This is a genomic window from Actinoplanes sp. NPDC023714 (assembly GCF_040639855.1).
Classification (GTDB): domain Bacteria; phylum Actinomycetota; class Actinomycetes; order Mycobacteriales; family Micromonosporaceae; genus Actinoplanes.
On the sequence record NZ_JBFAAR010000010.1, the window covers coordinates 1 to 15,875 of the forward strand.

General features: G+C 71.7%; 16 protein-coding genes and 1 riboswitch. Of the genes, 5 read left to right on the forward strand and 11 right to left on the reverse strand.

Annotated elements, in window-relative coordinates; all coding sequences use genetic code 11:
• The first annotated feature begins 150 nt into the window (after positions 1-150).
• Complete coding sequence (locus AB0G10_RS33565) at positions 151-1,527, forward strand: helix-turn-helix transcriptional regulator (RefSeq protein WP_360930998.1); 1,377 nt, start codon at positions 151-153, stop codon at positions 1,525-1,527.
• Here the strand turns inward: AB0G10_RS33565 and AB0G10_RS33570 are convergent.
• Positions 1,524-2,087, reverse strand: a complete 564-nt coding sequence (locus tag AB0G10_RS33570; RefSeq protein ID WP_203740143.1) for an NUDIX hydrolase — start codon at positions 2,085-2,087, stop codon at positions 1,524-1,526. The genes AB0G10_RS33565 and AB0G10_RS33570 overlap by 4 nt on opposite strands.
• Positions 2,088-2,670: 583 nt before the next feature.
• Here AB0G10_RS33570 and AB0G10_RS33575 point away from each other — a divergent pair.
• The gene (locus AB0G10_RS33575; protein WP_360931002.1) at positions 2,671-2,853 is read left to right on the forward strand and encodes a hypothetical protein; all 183 of its coding nucleotides are present in this window, start codon (positions 2,671-2,673) and stop codon (positions 2,851-2,853) included.
• Between the two features lie 246 nt (positions 2,854-3,099).
• On the opposite strand, the gene AB0G10_RS33580 is transcribed toward AB0G10_RS33575, so the two are convergent.
• Both AB0G10_RS33580 and AB0G10_RS33585 read right to left on the reverse strand, forming a co-directional pair.
• On the reverse strand, positions 3,100-3,738 hold the full coding sequence (locus tag AB0G10_RS33580) for a choice-of-anchor M domain-containing protein (RefSeq protein WP_360931005.1): 639 nt from the start codon (positions 3,736-3,738) through the stop codon (positions 3,100-3,102).
• Entirely contained in the window at positions 3,735-4,382 is a 648-nt protein-coding gene (locus AB0G10_RS33585; protein WP_360931008.1) for a choice-of-anchor M domain-containing protein, read from the reverse strand. The genes AB0G10_RS33580 and AB0G10_RS33585 overlap by 4 nt, the downstream gene beginning before the upstream one ends.
• A gap of 157 nt (positions 4,383-4,539) precedes the next feature.
• Between AB0G10_RS33585 and AB0G10_RS33590 the strand changes: the two genes are divergently transcribed.
• Positions 4,540-4,740 carry a hypothetical protein gene (locus AB0G10_RS33590; RefSeq protein WP_360931011.1) on the forward strand — a complete coding sequence of 67 codons (201 nt, stop codon included), beginning with the start codon at positions 4,540-4,542 and terminating at the stop codon, positions 4,738-4,740.
• Positions 4,741-4,835: 95 nt separating this feature from the next.
• Here the strand turns inward: AB0G10_RS33590 and AB0G10_RS33595 are convergent, their stop codons facing one another.
• From AB0G10_RS33595 to AB0G10_RS33630, 8 genes are all read right to left on the reverse strand, one after another.
• On the reverse strand, positions 4,836-7,142 hold the full coding sequence (locus AB0G10_RS33595; protein ID WP_360931014.1) for an MMPL family transporter: 2,307 nt from the start codon (positions 7,140-7,142) through the stop codon (positions 4,836-4,838).
• 12 nt (positions 7,143-7,154) lie between these two features.
• Positions 7,155-7,769 carry a TetR/AcrR family transcriptional regulator gene (locus AB0G10_RS33600; protein WP_360931911.1) on the reverse strand — a complete coding sequence of 205 codons (615 nt, stop codon included), beginning with the start codon at positions 7,767-7,769 and terminating at the stop codon, positions 7,155-7,157.
• Between the two features lie 48 nt (positions 7,770-7,817).
• A complete protein-coding gene (locus tag AB0G10_RS33605) occupies positions 7,818-8,873 on the reverse strand; it encodes a hypothetical protein (RefSeq protein ID WP_360931017.1) in 1,056 nt (351 codons plus the stop codon).
• Complete coding sequence (locus tag AB0G10_RS33610; RefSeq protein ID WP_360931021.1) at positions 8,870-9,430, reverse strand: hypothetical protein; 561 nt, start codon at positions 9,428-9,430, stop codon at positions 8,870-8,872. Before AB0G10_RS33610 ends, AB0G10_RS33605 begins: the two co-directional genes overlap by 4 nt.
• 72 nt (positions 9,431-9,502) lie before the next feature.
• Positions 9,503-11,110, reverse strand: coding sequence for a methyl-accepting chemotaxis protein (locus tag AB0G10_RS33615; protein ID WP_360931024.1), 1,608 nt, complete (start codon positions 11,108-11,110; stop codon positions 9,503-9,505).
• A 263-nt stretch (positions 11,111-11,373) separates the two neighbouring features.
• Complete coding sequence (locus AB0G10_RS33620) at positions 11,374-12,069, reverse strand: ABC transporter permease (protein WP_360931027.1); 696 nt, start codon at positions 12,067-12,069, stop codon at positions 11,374-11,376.
• Positions 12,066-12,983, reverse strand: coding sequence for an ABC transporter permease (locus AB0G10_RS33625; protein WP_360931030.1), 918 nt, complete (start codon positions 12,981-12,983; stop codon positions 12,066-12,068). Before AB0G10_RS33625 ends, AB0G10_RS33620 begins: the two co-directional genes overlap by 4 nt.
• A 2-nt stretch (positions 12,984-12,985) precedes the next feature.
• The gene (locus tag AB0G10_RS33630) at positions 12,986-14,593 is read right to left on the reverse strand and encodes an ABC transporter substrate-binding protein (RefSeq protein WP_360931033.1); all 1,608 of its coding nucleotides are present in this window, start codon (positions 14,591-14,593) and stop codon (positions 12,986-12,988) included.
• Positions 14,594-14,649: 56 nt separating this feature from the next.
• Positions 14,650-14,717, reverse strand: a riboswitch (cobalamin riboswitch).
• Between the two features lie 94 nt (positions 14,718-14,811).
• Between AB0G10_RS33630 and AB0G10_RS33635 the strand changes: the two genes are divergently transcribed.
• Both AB0G10_RS33635 and AB0G10_RS33640 read left to right on the forward strand, forming a co-directional pair.
• Positions 14,812-15,141, forward strand: coding sequence for a metalloregulator ArsR/SmtB family transcription factor (locus tag AB0G10_RS33635; protein WP_360931036.1), 330 nt, complete (start codon positions 14,812-14,814; stop codon positions 15,139-15,141).
• Positions 15,141-15,794, forward strand: a complete 654-nt coding sequence (locus tag AB0G10_RS33640) for a cation transporter (protein ID WP_360931039.1) — start codon at positions 15,141-15,143, stop codon at positions 15,792-15,794. Before AB0G10_RS33635 ends, AB0G10_RS33640 begins: the two co-directional genes overlap by 1 nt.
• Positions 15,795-15,875 lie beyond the last annotated feature (81 nt).

Consider the following 15,875-nt stretch of genomic DNA (forward strand, 5'->3'; position numbering starts at 1 on the left):
TCCAGCCGCTCCCAGTCCTGATCAGTCAGATCACCAGCCACAACACGCCAACGATCGACCACAGTCATCCGTGATGATCCGTCAGATGCGCTCTATGGTTTCCGGTGATGCCCAGTTCCGAGGCGTTCTGCTAGTCGTTGGGGGTGGCCAATGCCGCGGCGGACTGTTGTTGCCGATCCCGGCTTCGGCCGCAAGCTCAAGGAGCTTCGTGAGCAGCATGGATTGTCGCTGCGCAGGCTCGGCGGGATGGTCCATTGTTCGCACGGCCACCTGTGGGATCTCGAATCGGGGACCAAACGGCCGAGCCTTTCGGTGGCGGTTCTGCTGGATCAGGCGCTCGAAGCGAGCGGGCAGTTGTCCGCCATGGTGTCCGAGGTGTCAGCCGACACCGATGCCCGGCCCGGCGCGGTCGAACAAGCGGTGGTGGCCATGCCGTCCGGGCTAGAGTTCGCGCCGGACTGGCGGCACGGCTTAGATGTCGCTGTTGATCTTTGGCGAGGCGATATGCAGCGGCGGAACCTTCTTCGGCAGGTGGGCTTCAGCGCGACGGCCTTCCTGCCCGCGGCGATGCGATGGCTGATGTCGTCGCTCGACGAGCGCCCGGCCGGCAACGGTGAGCGGCTGATCGGAGCCCCCGATGTCGAGACCGTACGCCGGATGACCTCCACTTACCGGACGCTGGACAACCAGTTCGGTGGCGGCCACATCCGCGACAGCCTCGTCCGGTTCCTCAACGCTGACGTCACCGAATTGATCAACGGCCGCTACGACGCGGCTACCGGCCGCCAGTTGCTGTCGGCGGTTGCCGAGGCGACCCGGTTGGCAGGTTGGGCTTCCTACGACGCCGGGATGCACGGATTCGCCCAGCGGTACCTCATCCAGGCTCTGCGCCTTGCGGCCGGCGCCGGTGATCGGGCGCTGGGGGCGGAGATCCTGGCGGCGATGAGCCATCAGGCCGCGTTCCTCCGCGCGTCCGCCGAGGCGGTCGACCTGGCAAAGGCCGCCAGCCGCGCAGCAGCCGAGGCGGGCATCGCCGCCATCGAGGCGGAATCAGCCGTCCTCGAAGCCCACGGCCATGCCGTCGGCGGCGACGAGAAAGCCTGCGCGTCAGCGCTGAACAGGGCCGAAGCGATCTTCGACAAGGCTGACCGGACCAGCGAGCCGCAGTGGATCGGCTACTTCGACGAGTCCTACCTGGCGGCGAAGTTCGGTCACTGCTTCACCACACTCGGGCGGGGCGATCTCGCTACGCGGTTCGCCACCCGGTCGCTGGACATGGACGGCCAGCAGTATGCGCGGGGACGGCAGTTCAATCTCGTTCTGCTCGCCGTAGCGCATGCGCAGAACGGCGAGCCGGAGGAAGCAGCTCGTGTCGGTGTCGATGCGGTCGAGGCCGCGGAGGGGCTGTCCTCGTCCCGCGCCCGCGACTATCTGACCGACCTCGCCGATCGCCTCTCCAAGCATGTCGGACTCCCTGCGGTGCGGGACTTCGCCGAGCGGGCCCGGCCGGTCCTGTCCAGCGCCTAGAGTTTTCCGGTCGCCTTCCGCAGCAGCAGGGCGAGCAGCCCGGAGACCGAGCCGGCACCGACGATGGTGCCGTTGTCGATGTGCTGCTGGATCTCGTCGAGCGGGATCCAGCCGAGGCGTTCGGCTTCGTTGATGTCCGGGGCCGCGCCGGTGAAGTCGGCGCCGCGAGCGAGGTAGACGATGTTCTCCTGGTCGATGGTGCCGACCATCGGCTGGAAGCTGATCAGCTTCTCGATGCTCCGTGGCCGCCAGCCGGTCTCTTCCTCGACCTCGCGGGCCGCGCAGGTCATGGAATCCTCGGCAGGGTCGAGGTAGCCGCCGGGCAGTTCCCAGACCCACCGGTCCACGATGAAACGGTGCCGCCACATCATCAACACGCGTTCGTCGTCGTCGAGCACGATGACCATCGCGGCGGCCGGGATACGCAGCACGTACTGCTCGAAGCGGACGCCGTCGGGTAGCTCCACGTCCGCGATGCTCAGCACCGCCCGGCGGGTGTCATCGACAACCCGTTCCCCATGGATGGTCCACTCACTGGCCCGTTTCGGCTCCACGCTCATCAGCGCACAGTAGCCGTACGCCTTCCGGGTTGTACTCCGACACCTGCCGCGTCGGCTGACAGCGGCTGACGCCTGTCGCCTTCATTTCCGGGTCAACGGACCGCCACGCTGTGACCGCAACACCCGGCAGTACGTCGCAGGTCGGGGTGCCCCCGACATCACGGAAGGCAGGACATGGTGACGACCACGAACCGCCGCGTTTGCGGAGGTGAATCCCAGTGGTGGCGATAGCGGCGACGAGCGCGCTCCTGGCGGGTTTCCTTGCGGGTCTGATCAGCTTCAAGGTCAAGAGCCGGTGGTGCCCGCAGTGCGGCGCAACGACCACCACCGACCTTCCCACCGCGACCACCCCGCCACGAACTCCGAGCGCGCCGAGCTGGGCGGCACTGCCGACGCAGTCCTACAACCAGGTCGGGCGAGCCGGAGCACTCACCCCGGCTCAGCGGCGCCGCGCAAACGGCGGCCATTGATGCTCGTCCCGAGGACATCACATCAGCCCGACCGGCCGACGTGGAACTGCACTGCTTGCGGTGAGCCATGGCCGTGCGCCCCTGGCAAGGTCGAACTGGCCGAACAGGGCACAGTGCATCGCCGATCGCTGCGGCTCTACCTGGAGTCCTGCGCGATCGACATGATCGACGACCGTGCCGGCGGACATCACGCCGGAGGCCGTGACGACGCGATCTACGACCGCATCCTCGGCTGGCTCGAGGCGTCCCTACCTGCCTCGGCCGACCACGCGAACCGACGCGCCACCCGACGATGACCATGAGGAACTGAGGCACCGGTCCTGGGGGCGTGCTATCGGTGCCGGGGCGATCTGGTCAAGCAGGCGCTTCCCAGCGAGCGAAGCTGATCACGGTCAGGTCACCGGCTCGGCGAGCCGCCAGCCCTCTCTCCCCGCTGGGTCGGTCCGCCTCGGCGCGGGCGGGCGCGACCTCGGCGTCGGTGGCGATAATGGCGATCTCGGGACCGCTCCAATTGGCGTGGAGCGGTCCCGAGCTGACGACGGCTACGGAAGAACGGTGAAGGTGTAGGTCTTCGCTCCCGAGGTGACCGTCGCTCCGGTCGCGGCCAGGATGGCGGTCGCCTCGAAAGTGACCGTGTAGGTGCCTGCCTTCGTGAAGGCCCAGTTGGCGTGGGCGTGGCTGTTGCGCGCCACCGTCCGGGCGTCGGGCAGGCCGTCGCTGCTGTCGAACTGCCTCGTCGGTGTGCCGGCGGCCACCGTGTAGACGCTGAAGTCGCCGGGGCCGCTCACCCCGATCAGGCGGAACGTCACGGTGTTGAGCTGGAGTGCTCCGGCCGGCACGCCGAGGGTGTTCCATCCGGCGTAGAGCAGGCCCGGCGTACCCGACTGGGGCAGAACCCAAGCGGTGCCGCCCGACGGACCCAGGAAGGACCAGGCGGAGCCGGCCGGGACCGTGATCTTCGCGGCGGCGGGCACCTGGAACACGACGTCGGCGGGTGCCCGTTCCACGTCGGCCGGGCCGGTGCCGTCGAGGACGTCGAGGGACAGTGCGCCGGCGGCGTAGTCGACGTCGAGGATGTCGGCGTGGCCGCTGGTCAGCGTGATCGGCGCGGCCTGGGCGGGCGCGGCGAGACCACCGACGAGGACGGCCGCGAGCAGTGCGGTCAGGGCGCGCCGGTTCACGGTTGAACCACGAAGGTGTACGTGGCGGGCGCCGACGAGACCACGGTTCCGGTGCCGGCCAGGGTCGCCGTCGCCGCGAAGGTGATCCGGTAGAGGCCGGCCCTCTGGAACGCCCAGCTGGTGTGCCGGTGCTCCCCCGCCGTCAGCGGTACGACGTCCGGCAGCCCGTCGCCGCTGTTCGCGAGCACGTGCGGCGTGCCGACGGCGTCCTCGGTCCAGACGGCGACCCGGCCCGGGCCGGTCACGCCGCGGACCTTCAGCGCGACCGTGTCGGCGGCGAAGACGCCGGCCTCGAGTTCCTCGGTGGAGAGCCCCGGCCAGAGCAGCTCGTCGTCCTGGATCTCCGGGAGCACCCAGATCTTCGCGCCGGCCGCGCCGAGGAATGCGAACGCCGGGTCGGCCGGAACGGTGGTCTGCGCCTGCCGCTTCACGAGCAGGACGACGTCGGAGGGTTCGCGCTCGACGCCGGGTTCGACGCTCTCGTCGTGCAGGCCGAGTTCGAGGGCGCCGTCCTCGTACTCGACGTCGACGACGTCGACGTGACCGGCACCGATCACGACGGGCGCGGTGGTGTGGGCCTGAGCCGGGACGGCCGGCCCGGCCAGAGCCACGGCGATGACCACCACGGCAAGAGACTTATGCACGGATACTCCTTCACGGACGTGCCGTCCCGTGTGGACGGCACGCCTAGACGCTAACGGTTTTCATGTTCATTAGGAAGGAGCAGAGCGTGACCGGCATCGTCAGGCCGGCGGGGAGGACCCGCCTCCGGAGCCGCTCGCCGAGCGCCTGGCGCAATCGATGACGGTGGGGATCGGTGACGACGCGGGCACGCGGTTCACGCTGATCGGCAGGAGCAGCGGGGGCCATGCGGGCGAGGCCGCGCTCTACTGCGAGTGGGTCTTCACCCCGGCCATGCCGGAGTCGGCCGGCACCCTGACGGTCACGTTCGCAACGGACGGCGGCGCGACGAGCAGCTCGACGTTCTACCGGCTCAGCTGACCGGCGGCGGGGGGAAGGTAGGGAAAGGACGCCGAGGCCCGGGTCGCCGTCGTGGTGCGATGCCTCGCATGACGACCCGGGCTGTCGAGCAGACCTCAGCTGACGGAGACGGTCTCCTGCTGGGGGCGGGGAACCGGGTGGCTGCGCTCCAGCGCCGCCCCCTCCACGTCCACGTTCGGCAGGATTCGGTCCAGCCAGCGCGGAATCCACCACGCCGACCTGCCGAGCAGGTGCATGACGGCCGGGATCAGCAGCATCCGGACCAGGAACGCGTCGGCGAGCACGCCGAACGCCAGGCCGAAGCCGAGCGACCGGATCATCGTGGTGTGGCTGAAGATGAAGCCGCCGAACACCGAGATCATGATGATCGCCGCGGCGGTCACGACGGTGCGGCCGGCGTGCAGGCCCTGCCGGACGGCGAGCCGGGCCGGGGCGCCGTGGGCGTACGCCTCGCGCATGCCGGAGACCAGGAACAGCTGGTAGTCCATGGCCAGGCCGAACAGGATGCCGATCAGGATGGTCGGCAGGAAGCTCAGCACCGGGCCCGGGTCGTGCACGCCGAAGAGCCCGCCGAGCCAGCCCCACTGGAAGATCGCCGTGATGCCGCCGAACGTGGCGAACAGCGACAGGACGAAGCCGAGCGTCGCGGTGAGCGGCACCAGGATCGAGCGGAACACCAGGATGAGGATGAGCAGCGACAGGCCGATGACGACGCCCAGGTAGAGCGGGAGTACGTCGGAGAGCTGCTCCGAGATGTCGATGTTGCCGCTGGCGCTGCCGGCCACGCCCAGGGTGGCGTCCGGCACCGACAGGGCCCGCAGGTCGCGGACCAGCTGCTCGGTGGTCTCGCTGTTCGGACCCTCGGCCGGGATCACCTGGAACGCGAGCAGCTGCTTGTCGCTGGACTGCCCGATCGGCGCGACGGCCGTCACGTTGTCCACCGCGAGGATGGCCTCCCCGATGCGAGCCTGCTCGGGCTCCGGGCTGTCGACGGCGTCCGGCAACGAGGCCACCACCAGCAGCGGACCGTTGACGCCGGCGCCGAACTTCTGCTCGATCAGCGTGTAGGCCTGGTACTGCGTGGAGTCCTCGGCCTCCGAGGAGCCGTCCGGCAGGCCGAGCCGCATCGACAGCGCCGGGATGGCGAGCACGATCAGGACGGCCAGGCCGGCGACCGCGGTGATGATAGCGCGGCCGGTGGTCATCGGCGTGGCGGGAAGGGCGCCGGCCTTCTTCGCCCTACGCGGCAGGATGCGGTGGCCGAGCAGCGCGAGCAGGGCGGGTGTCAGCGAGACGGCGATGACCACGGCGACCGCCACGCAGATGGCTCCGACCGTACCCATGAGCCCCAGAAATCCGATGCCGGTGACATTGAGGGCCAGCAGCGCCACCAGAACCGTGGATCCGGCGAAGACGACCGCGTTGCCCGACGTGCCGTTGGCAAGGGCGATCGACTCGTGGAGGTCGACGCCGTCGAGGAGCTGGCGGCGGTGCCGGTTCAGGATGAACAGACAGTAGTCGATGCCGACCGCGAGGCCGAGCATGACGCCGAGCACCGGGGTGATCGACAGCATGTCCACGGCGCCCGAGAGCGCCAGCGAAGCCGTCACGCCGACACCGACGCCGACCAGGGCGGTCAGGATCGGCAGGGCGGCCGCGATGATCGAGCCGAGCATGACGAGCAGGGTGATCGCCGCGACGACGAGGCCGGCCACCTCACCGACGCCGAGCACCTGGGGAACACTCTGCGTGATCTCGTTGGAGAAGTCCGCCTCGACGCCGGCCGGCACGCCCTCGGTGACGTGATCGACCACGCCCTCCTTGGTCTCCGGCGTGACGTCCATCTGCGCCTCGTCGAAGACGATCGAGGCGACCGCGGTGGTGCCGTCCTCGGAGACCATCCGGATTTTTCCGGACATGTCCAGAAGCTTCTGCGCGATCTCCAACTGGGCGGCCTGGGCCTGCAGATCCTCGGGCAGGTTGCCGCCGAGCTGCTCCCGGGCCGCCTCGATCTGCGCCCGGCCGCCCGCCACCTCCTCGGCCTGCTTCGTGAGCTGCGCCTGGGTCACGAACGGGTCGGTCGTCGCCGCCACCCCGTCCCGCTCACCGGTGCTCTTCAGCAGCGCGCCCACCGCCGCCTGCTGCTCCTCGGTGAACTTCGCGCCGTCCGCGGTGTGGAACACGATCGTCCCGCTGCCGCCGCTCGCGCTCGGGAACCGCTCGGCGAGCTGGTCGGTGACCTTCGCGGTCGCGGTGCCCGGGATCGTCACCTGCGACGAGAGCGTGCCGCCGAATGCGAAATAGGCGGCGACGGAGAGCCCCAGGATCACCATCCAGGTGATCAGGACCATCCAGGCGCGCCGGGCGGCGAAACGCCCCACGCGGTACAGCAACTCAGCCATTTCCACCCTTTGTCAGTAGCCTTGTCGAACGCTGGAGATGAGCCTGTCGAGCAATCCGCGCCACAATTCCCGGGCGGGCTCGTCGGTGGCCGCCCCGGTTAGCGCGAGCCAGTGCTCCGCGATCACCTCGGTGCCGTGCATGAGCGAGCTGACCAGGAGTTCAGCTTCGAGAGGATCAAGACCTGCATTCCGTACGGCCAACTCCCGTGCCAATTCCGTGGACGTGCGCGAGAACGTCGCCTGGAATATCTGCCGGGGGCGCGGGTCCCCTTTGTCGAATCCGCCCAGCGCCCGCCAGAGAAAAGCGATGAGCCCGGGTACGTCGGTAGCACGCAGCGCCTCGGTCAGCGTGGCGAAGGCTGCCTCGCGGGTACCCGGGCCGGCCGGGTCGGTCGTCACCACGTCCCGGAACTGCTCGATGACGACGCCGAGCACCTCGCTGCACACGCTCGTCACGACGTCGTCGATCGAGCTGAAGTGGTTGAAGATCGTGCGCCGCGAGACGTCGGCGCGCTCGGCGAGCTGGTCGACGCTGAACCGCGCCGCCTCACCCTCGGTGATCAGCTCCTTGGCCGCGTCGAGGATGGCCCGGTGATGGCGGGCCTTCAGCGCGGCCCGGCGATCCATCTCCACGTAGGTATACTAAGTGCATCGTTGCACCGAGTGTAACGAGGGTCAGGAGAGGGCGGCCGACAGTTCGGGGAACGCCGCGCGCACTCCGGCGAAGGCCTCCCGGTAACCGTGCTGCCCGTGGACGTAGGCGATGCAGACCAGCACCTCGAGCACGGCCGCGAGCGAGTCGTCCAGAGCCGAGTGGAAGATCGCACTGGCCGCCCAGTCCTGCGGCGACTGGTCGTACTCGCCGTCCGGCGGGGCCGGCACCTCGGTCCGCGGCACGGCGAGGTGACGCAGGACCGCCCAGACATGTCCCGAGTCGTCGAACGGCACCGGGACCCGCTCGCCGCGGCGCAGCGCGGCCACGGCCGGCGCGAGCTTCGGCACGCCGATCAGACCGGCCCGCTCCAGGCAGCGCAGCGTCACCCAGGAGGCGATCCGGCGGTGCGCGTCGTCGGGGAGCCCGGCGACGGCGAACTCGAGGTCGATGTCGAGCCGCGAGATCGCCGGCAGGTGGAGTCCTTCGGCGTTGCGGAGGCGCTCGCCCGGCTCCCGGTCACCCCAGCGCTCGCGGGCCTGCCGCTCCCGCTCGGCGGCCTCCTGCCGCTCGTCCTCCGCCCGTTCGGCGGCGGTGAGCGGGCGGCGGGCGCGGTGCCAGTACGCCGCCTCCTCGCTGGTCTGCTTCACGATCCGGCCCCGCTCCGGCGCGGCCGGCCAGAGCTGGAGAAGGTAGGAGTCCTCCTTCTCCCGGTCGAAGTTCCGGGCGTGGTAGCGGACCCGGTAGTCGTCGCGCGGCAGCTCCAGGCGGTGCCGGTCACCGTCGAGCCCTTGCAGGTAGACCTTCTTCCTCGCCGCGGTGAAGGACACCTCGACGATCTCGCCCCAGCTGTCGTCGAGCGCCGGCTCGGCGTCGTGCAGCTCGACCCGGAACGGGACCCAGCCGGTGTGGGTGCCGACGGTCAGGTGCATCCGGCCTTTCCGGCCCGCGCCGGCGAGCCCGTTCGAGTGGTCCCGCCAGGCCTTCCCGGTGTCGCCGCCGAATCGATCTTCGCCGCTGTAGAGCGAGGCCGACCCGTACGTGACGAAGACCCGCGGCTCGTCCAGCAACACCTTCACGCGCTCCCCCGTCTCCACCGTCCGGCGATCACGAGCAGTCCTGGAATCGCTCCGATCAACATGATCAACGGCCGGGGTCGGTAGATCAATCGGCCCGCCGCGCCGCGGAAGTGTCCCGCGTCGGCGACGTGGTGGTCGAAGACCTCGCCGGCGCACGTGATCTCGTAGGTGCCGGCCTCGGGGATCACGAAGTCGCCGATGTGGGTGGTGCCGGCGGTGCCGTCCACGCCCGGGGTCGTCGGTTTGATCGGGATCTCGTGCAGCGGCAGGCCGGACGCCGTGCACTCGGGATGCGCCGGGGCCGGGTCGACGGCGATCAACCGGTAGCGGCCCGGCGCCGGGAAACGGGCGCCACCGGGGCCGGGCTCCACGCGGGCGGTCACGACGAAGTCGCTGAACTCGGCGGCCCGCTGCACCGTGAGCGGGGCGGCCGCGGCGCCGAGCAGCGCGATCGCCGGGCCGGCGAGGAGGGGCCACCCCCGACGGCCGAGCCACGGGAGTCGCTTGCCGAGGTGAGCGGAGCCACCACGGCGACGAGCCACCAGACGAAGAACCAACCGGGCACTTCGCCAGCATGACGCAGAACGGCCCGGCCAAGCGGGGGCTTGGCCGGGCCGGTGAGGGGAAGATCAGACGCGGTACGCGGCGACCGTCTGCTGGAGCTCGGCGGCGGTGCGGGCCAGCTCGGCGGCGGTCTGCTGGGTCTCGGTGGCGCCGCTCGTGACCTGGCGGGACGCCTCGGCCACGCCCGCGATGGTGTCGGCGATGGCCTCGGAGCCCTCGGCTGCCTGGCCCACGCTGCGGGAGATCTCGGCCGTGGTGGCCGTCTGCTCCTCGACCGCCGCGGCGATCGTCGTGGTGTAGTCGTTGATCGTCTCGATGACCTGGCCGATCTCCTGGATCGCGGTCACGGCGGCGCCGCTCTCGGCCTGGATGGCGGCCACCTGCGCGGTGATCTCGTTGGTGGCGCGGGCGGTCTCCTGGGCCAGGTCCTTCACCTCGGAGGCGACCACGGCGAAGCCCTTGCCCTGCTCACCGGCGCGGGCCGCCTCGATCGTGGCGTTCAGGGCCAGCAGGTTGGTCTGCTCGGCGATCGAGGTGATCATCGCGACCACCGTGCCGATCTGGGCGGACGCCTCGCCGAGACGCGCCACACTCGCGTTCGTGCTCGCCGCGGCGCGGGCCGCCTCGGCCGCCACGCTCGCGGCCTCGTTCGCGTTCGTGGAGATCTCGCGGATGGAGACGCCCATCTCGTCGGCGCCGGCCGAGACGGTACGCACGCCCTCCGACACCGCCCCGGCGGAGTCGGAGACGGTGGCCACCTGCACGGCGGTCTCCTCGGCCGACGCGGACAGCTGTGCCGCCACGGCCGACATCTCCTCGGACGCCGCGGCGAGCATGGACGAGCTCTCGCTGATCCGGCCGACCATGCCGGCCATCGACTCGGCCGTGCTGTTCAGCGCCTCGGACATCCGGCCCACCTCGTCGGCCGACTCCACCGGCACCCGCGCGGTCAGATCGCCGCCGGCGATCCGGGAGAGAGCGTCGACGGTACGGGTCAGCGGGCGCACGATCATGCGGGCGATCGCGGCGGCCAGCAGCAGCCCGAGCACGGTGCACCCGGTGAGCAGGCCGATCACCCAGTTGCGGGTGGAGTCGTAGCGGGACTGCGCGACGGCCTCCTGCGCGACGCCGGCCTTGACCGTCTCGTCGGCGAGGGTGCTCAGGTCGGCCCGGACCGCCGTCTGGCGCTCGGCGAGCTCCCCGGCGCGCAGGTCGGCGAGCGCGCCGGTCCGGCCCGCGTCGGCGAGCGGCATCAGGTCCGACTCGACGGTGCCGGTGTACTGCGTCCAGTCGTCCTGGAACGACCGGATCGACTCGGTGGCGACGCTGCTGATCGAGAACGTCTGGTACGTCTTCGCGTACTCGGTGACCTGCTTCTGCGCCGTGGTGATGGCCTCCCGCGCGGCGGTGCGCTGGGCGTCCGTCGTGGCGAGCTGGTAGTCGTCGACGCCGAGCCAGACCCGGTTGACCGCGCTGCGCAGGTTGCCGATGGTGTTCAGCTCGCCGTTCATGACGTAGGCGCTCTTCACCTGGTCGTTGGTGGCGCCGAGGCTGTCGAGGGCGAAGAGCCCGTCACCGACGCCGAACGCCGCGACGATCCCGACGGCCGCCATGATCTTCGTGCTGACCCGGCGGTCGCCCAGAAGGCCGCGCATCGGGTTCGTTCCGGTCATCGGTTCTCCTCGCAGGCTTCGCCGGTGTTCTCGACGACAGTTGGTTCGGCCGCCGGCCCGGCCCGAACAGGCCCGGAACGGTGTCCCTCGGGAGCGAACGGGTTCCGGGCCGTTTGGCGTCCTAGGAAACTAGGCTGAAGGCGGCGGGCGGCGCGGCCGGAATCCGCCGGGTTGCCGGCCCCGCGGTGACTTCCTCCGGCCGCCGCGCGAACAAGCCGCAGCCAGGCCGCCGTGCCGATCCCGGAGTTGGCCGCCGAACCACGTCACCGGCGTTCGAGGCGGCGGCCCGCGACCGTCGCGGCCGTGGCCACCAGCACGACGGCCACGGCCGGGGCCAGCACCAGGTGCGGCGCGGTGAACAGGTAGGCGCGCCCGTCCGCGACCATGGCGCCCCACTCCGGGGTGGGCGGTTGCACGCCGAGGCCGAGGAAGGACAGGCCGGAGACGGTGAGCAGGGTGCCGGCGAAGCGCAGGTAGAGGTGCGCGAGCAGGGCGCCCGCGACGTTCGGCAGGATGTGCCGGGCCAGCACCCGGGTCCGGCCGGCGCCGAGCGAGCGGGCCGCCGTCACGTAGTCGCGGCCGGACTCGCGGACGGTCAGGTGGTGGGCCTGCCGGGCGAACGGCGTCCAGCCGGTCAGGCAGACCGCGACCAGCACGGACGGCAGGCCGGGTCCGAGCACGGCGGCCGCGACCAGGCCGATCAGGACGGCGGGCAGGGCGGCGAGGAGATCGGCGACCCGGATGAGGAGCCGGTGGCCGAGCATCCCGATCACGGTCCCGGCGAGCGCGGTGATCAGCACGGTGGTGACGGTCAGGCCGAGGGTGGTCACGCCGCCGGCGGTCAGGCGCGCGGCGACGTCCCGGCCGAGCTGGTCGGTGCCGAGCAGGTGCGTGAGCGACGGCGGCCGCAGCACTGCCGAGAAGTCGGTGGCGAGAGGATCAAAGACGAAGACCTTCATTCGGGTACGGGATCCAGCGCCCGTTGCGCCACTTCCGACAGCACCCCGGCGACCAGCGCGATCGCGACGACGGCGAGCACACCGGCCTGGACGACCGGCAGGTCCTGCGCGAGCACCGCGTCGTAGAGCAGCCGGCCCAGCCCGGGGATGCCGAAGACCACCTCGACCACGACCGAGCCGCCGATCAGGCCGGAGACGAACATGCCGGACAGCGCCAGCACCGACGTGGTGGACAGCCGGGCCGCGTGCCACCACAGCACCCGGTGCGGGGTCAGGCCCTTCGCCCGGGCGGTGCGCACGTGCGGGCTGCCCAGCACCGCGATGGTCTCGGCGCGCACCAGCTGGCCGGCGAGCGCGGCCGGGTAGACGGCCAGGGTCAGCACCGGCAGCACGACGTGCGACGGGCTGCCCCAGCCGATCGCCGGCAGCGCACCGGCGTGCACCGCGAACAGCAGCACGAGCACCGGGGCGAGCACGAACTCCGGCACCGACACGCCGGCCACGCCCGCGCCGGTGACGAACCGGTCCAGCCATCCGCCGGGGCGCCGCGCCGCGTACACCCCGGCCGGGATCCCGAGGGCCGCCGCGAGGACCAGCGCGAGCGCGGCGAGCAGCGCGGACACCTGCAGCGCGTCACCCAGTTGCGGGGCCACCGGGGTACGGGTGACGAACGAGTACCCGAGGTCGCCGCGGGCGGCCGCGCCGAGCCAGCGCAGGTACTGCTCCGGCCACGAGCCGTCCAGGCCGAACTCGGCGGCGACCCGCGCCTCCGCCGCCGGGTCGGGCACCGCCGACGCGGTCCGGGCGCGCAGCACCGTGCGGACCGTGTCCGCCCCGGTGAGCCGCGGCAGCGCGAACACCAGGACCGACGCGGCGAGCAGCAGGGGTGGCAGCAGCAGGAGCCGCCGCAGCATGCTCACCCGGCCGGCGCGAGCTGGGCCGGCTTCAACGGGGGCAGCACCGGTCGCACGCCGAGCGGGTCCGGGGTGAAGCCGGTGACGCCGCGCAGGCCGACCGTGTTGTTCGGGTGCACGATCATGACGCCGACCGCCTCCTCGGTGAGCATCGCGGCGGCCTTCGCGAACCCCTTCTGCCGCTGCTCGACGTCCCCGGTGGCGGCCAGGCCGGCGACCAGGCCGTCGAACCGCGCCGAGCAGAAGTGGTCGATGTTGTAGCTGCCCGTGCAGGTGTAGTCCGAGCTCAGCACGCTCGCCGCGTCGGCGAAGTCGGAGAGGTAGCCGCGCGAGTTGAGGAACATGTCGAAGTCGCCGGCGAGCAGCTTCGGCTCCTGGGCGGCGTAGTCGCCGACGGTCACCTCCACGGTGATGCCCGCGTCGGCGAGCATCGACTGGATCGCGGTGGCGAGCACCGGCATCTCGGGCCGGTTCGGGAACGTCTGGAGACGTACCCTCAACCGGTTGTCCGGACCGTGACCCGCCTCCGCCAGCAGGCGCTTCGCGGCGGCCGCGTCCGCAGCGGGCGGCGCCGCCGCCGCACCCCACGGCACCGCCGGTCCGAACAGGTCGGACGCCGGCACGGCGGCGCCCTCCAGAACCTGCGCGGCCAGCACGTTCCGGTCGATCGCGGCGGTCACCGCCCGCCGGACCCGGAGGTCGCCGAAGGGCTTCGCGGACTGGTTGAGCAGCAGTTCGACGGTCCGCGCGGCCGGGTAGGAGACCACCTCGCCGCCGGCCGACCGCACCGCGGCCGCCGAGGCGTGCGGCAGCCCCTCGGCGAACTGCACGTCCCCGGACTGGAGGGCCAGCGCCCGGCTCTGCGGGTCGGTCACGTACCGCACGGTCACCGTGGCGGCGCCGGCCTTCGTGCCCCAGTACGCCGGGTTGCGTTCCAGCACCGCCGAGTCGGCGCCGTTCACCGAGGTCAGCACGTACGGGCCGGTGGCCGTGCGGATCACCGAGGGCTGCCTGCCGCCGGCGTAGGCGGCCGGGGCGAGGATGCCGAGGTTGCCGCTGCTCATCCGCAGCGGCAGCACCGGGTCGGGCTGCGCGGTGGTGAGCAGGACCGCTTCTCCGGCGCTCGCTCTGTCGGCGGGCGCTTTTTCGGGGGCCGCTTCTTCAGCGGGCGCTTTTTCGGGGGCCGCTTCTTCGGCGGTCGCGGTCAGGCCGATGCCGGCGATCGCGCGGGGCGGGGCCGTGACGCCGGTGATGTAGGTGATCGCGGTGACCACGGCGTCGGCGGTGAGCGGCGTGCCGTCGTGGAAGGTGACGCCCTCGCGCAGGGTGAACCGCCAGGTCCGCGGGTCCTCGGTCTGCTCCCAGGCGGTCGCGAGCGAGGGCGCCGGCCGCGCGTCGGCGTCGACAGCGGTGAGGGTCTCGGCCACGCCGAGGGTCATCAGCAGCGCGCCGTCGTCGGCGTCGAAGGCGTACGCCGAGCGCGGCGGGAACTGCAGCGCGACCGCGAGGGCGTCGCCCGGGCCGGTCGTGGTCGGGCCGGAACACGCTCCGAGCAGCAGGAGCACCGGCGCCGCGGCGGCGGCGAGTCGCAGGCGGGCGGGGAAGAGCACGGATACCTCTCCGGGAGCGTCGCGTCCCTGGGGCCGGGTGAACGAGACGGCACCGGGTCTGACTTCTCCCCGGACGAGCGGGGAGTCACAGTGGCGCGACCGCGCCGGTTTCGCACCGGCTTCCGGTTGCCGTCCTTGCGGGCTACAACCTAGTTGATCGACTGGCGTACCCCGGATGCGGCTTTGCACAGTACAGCCTGCGCTGTACTGTCCGGGGCATGGAGACGCTCACCCACGGCTCGGTGCTGGCGCGCTTCGGGCACGCGCTGTCCGACCCGACCCGGGCCCGGCTGCTGCTCGCGCTGCGGGACGGCCCCGGCTATCCGGGCCGGCTGGCCGAGCTGCTCGGCACCACGAAGCAGAACCTCTCCAACCACCTGGCCTGCCTGCGCGGCTGCGGGCTGGTGGCGGCCGTGCCGGAGGGCCGCCGGATGCGCTACGAACTCGCCGACCCGCGGCTCGCGCACGCGCTCGGCGACCTGCTCGGCGTGGTGCTCGCCGTCGACCCGCAGGCCTGCGGCGACGCGGCCGCGAAGGACTGCTGCTGATGACCGGCGTCGCCGTGCCGCGGCGCGCGACCCTGGAGCGGCGGGTGCGGCTGCTCGTCGCCGCGACCATCGCCTACAACGTGATCGAGGCGGTCGTCGCGATCACCGCGGGCGCCGCCGCGTCCTCGACCGCGCTGATCGGATTCGGTCTCGACTCGGTGATCGAGGTGTCGTCGGCGGCCGCCGTGGCGTGGCAGTTCGCCGGTACCGACCCGGAGCGCCGGGAAAAGACCGCGCTGCGGGTCATCGCCGTCTCGTTCTTCGCGCTGGCGGCGTACGTGACGGTCGAGTCGGTGCGCGCCCTGGCCGGCGGCGCCGAGGCCGGGCACTCCACGGCCGGGCTGGTGCTGGCCGCGCTCTCGCTCGCCGTCATGCCGGGCCTGTCGTGGGCGCAGCGCCGGGCCGGCCGCGAGCTGGGCTCCCGCTCGGCGGTCGCCGACTCGAAGCAGACGCTGCTCTGCACCTACCTGTCCGCTGTCGTACTCGCCGGCCTCGCGGTCAACAGCCTCCTCGGCTGGTCCTGGGCCGACCCGGCAGCCGCCCTGATCATCGCGGCCGTCGCGCTGAAGGAGGGCCGCGACGCCTGGCGCGGCGACACCTGCTGCGCGATCCCGGCGGCGGCCGCGTCGCCGGCCTGTTCCTGTTGCGGCTGACATCGCCCCGCGAGGGTGTCGGATCCGGCGGCACGCCGGTCGTCTTACTTGCTGAGGACACCGACACCGAAGGGGGTCACA

What these genes read in the sequence shown, in the direction of transcription:
- AB0G10_RS33565 (WP_360930998.1), top strand. Translation starts at nt 151, where the DNA reads ATGCCGCGGCGGACTGTTGTTGCCGATCCCGGCTTCGGCCGCAAGCTC.
- AB0G10_RS33570 (WP_203740143.1), bottom strand. Translation starts at nt 2,087, where the DNA reads ATGAGCGTGGAGCCGAAACGGGCCAGTGAGTGGACCATCCATGGGGAA.
- AB0G10_RS33590 (WP_360931011.1), top strand. Translation starts at nt 4,540, where the DNA reads ATGACGGTGGGGATCGGTGACGACGCGGGCACGCGGTTCACGCTGATC.
- AB0G10_RS33595 (WP_360931014.1), bottom strand. Translation starts at nt 7,142, where the DNA reads ATGGCTGAGTTGCTGTACCGCGTGGGGCGTTTCGCCGCCCGGCGCGCC.
- AB0G10_RS33600 (WP_360931911.1), bottom strand. Translation starts at nt 7,769, where the DNA reads ATGGATCGCCGGGCCGCGCTGAAGGCCCGCCATCACCGGGCCATCCTC.
- AB0G10_RS33615 (WP_360931024.1), bottom strand. Translation starts at nt 11,110, where the DNA reads ATGACCGGAACGAACCCGATGCGCGGCCTTCTGGGCGACCGCCGGGTC.
- AB0G10_RS33620 (WP_360931027.1), bottom strand. Translation starts at nt 12,069, where the DNA reads ATGAAGGTCTTCGTCTTTGATCCTCTCGCCACCGACTTCTCGGCAGTG.
- AB0G10_RS33625 (WP_360931030.1), bottom strand. Translation starts at nt 12,983, where the DNA reads ATGCTGCGGCGGCTCCTGCTGCTGCCACCCCTGCTGCTCGCCGCGTCG.
- AB0G10_RS33635 (WP_360931036.1), top strand. Translation starts at nt 14,812, where the DNA reads ATGGAGACGCTCACCCACGGCTCGGTGCTGGCGCGCTTCGGGCACGCG.
- AB0G10_RS33640 (WP_360931039.1), top strand. Translation starts at nt 15,141, where the DNA reads ATGACCGGCGTCGCCGTGCCGCGGCGCGCGACCCTGGAGCGGCGGGTG.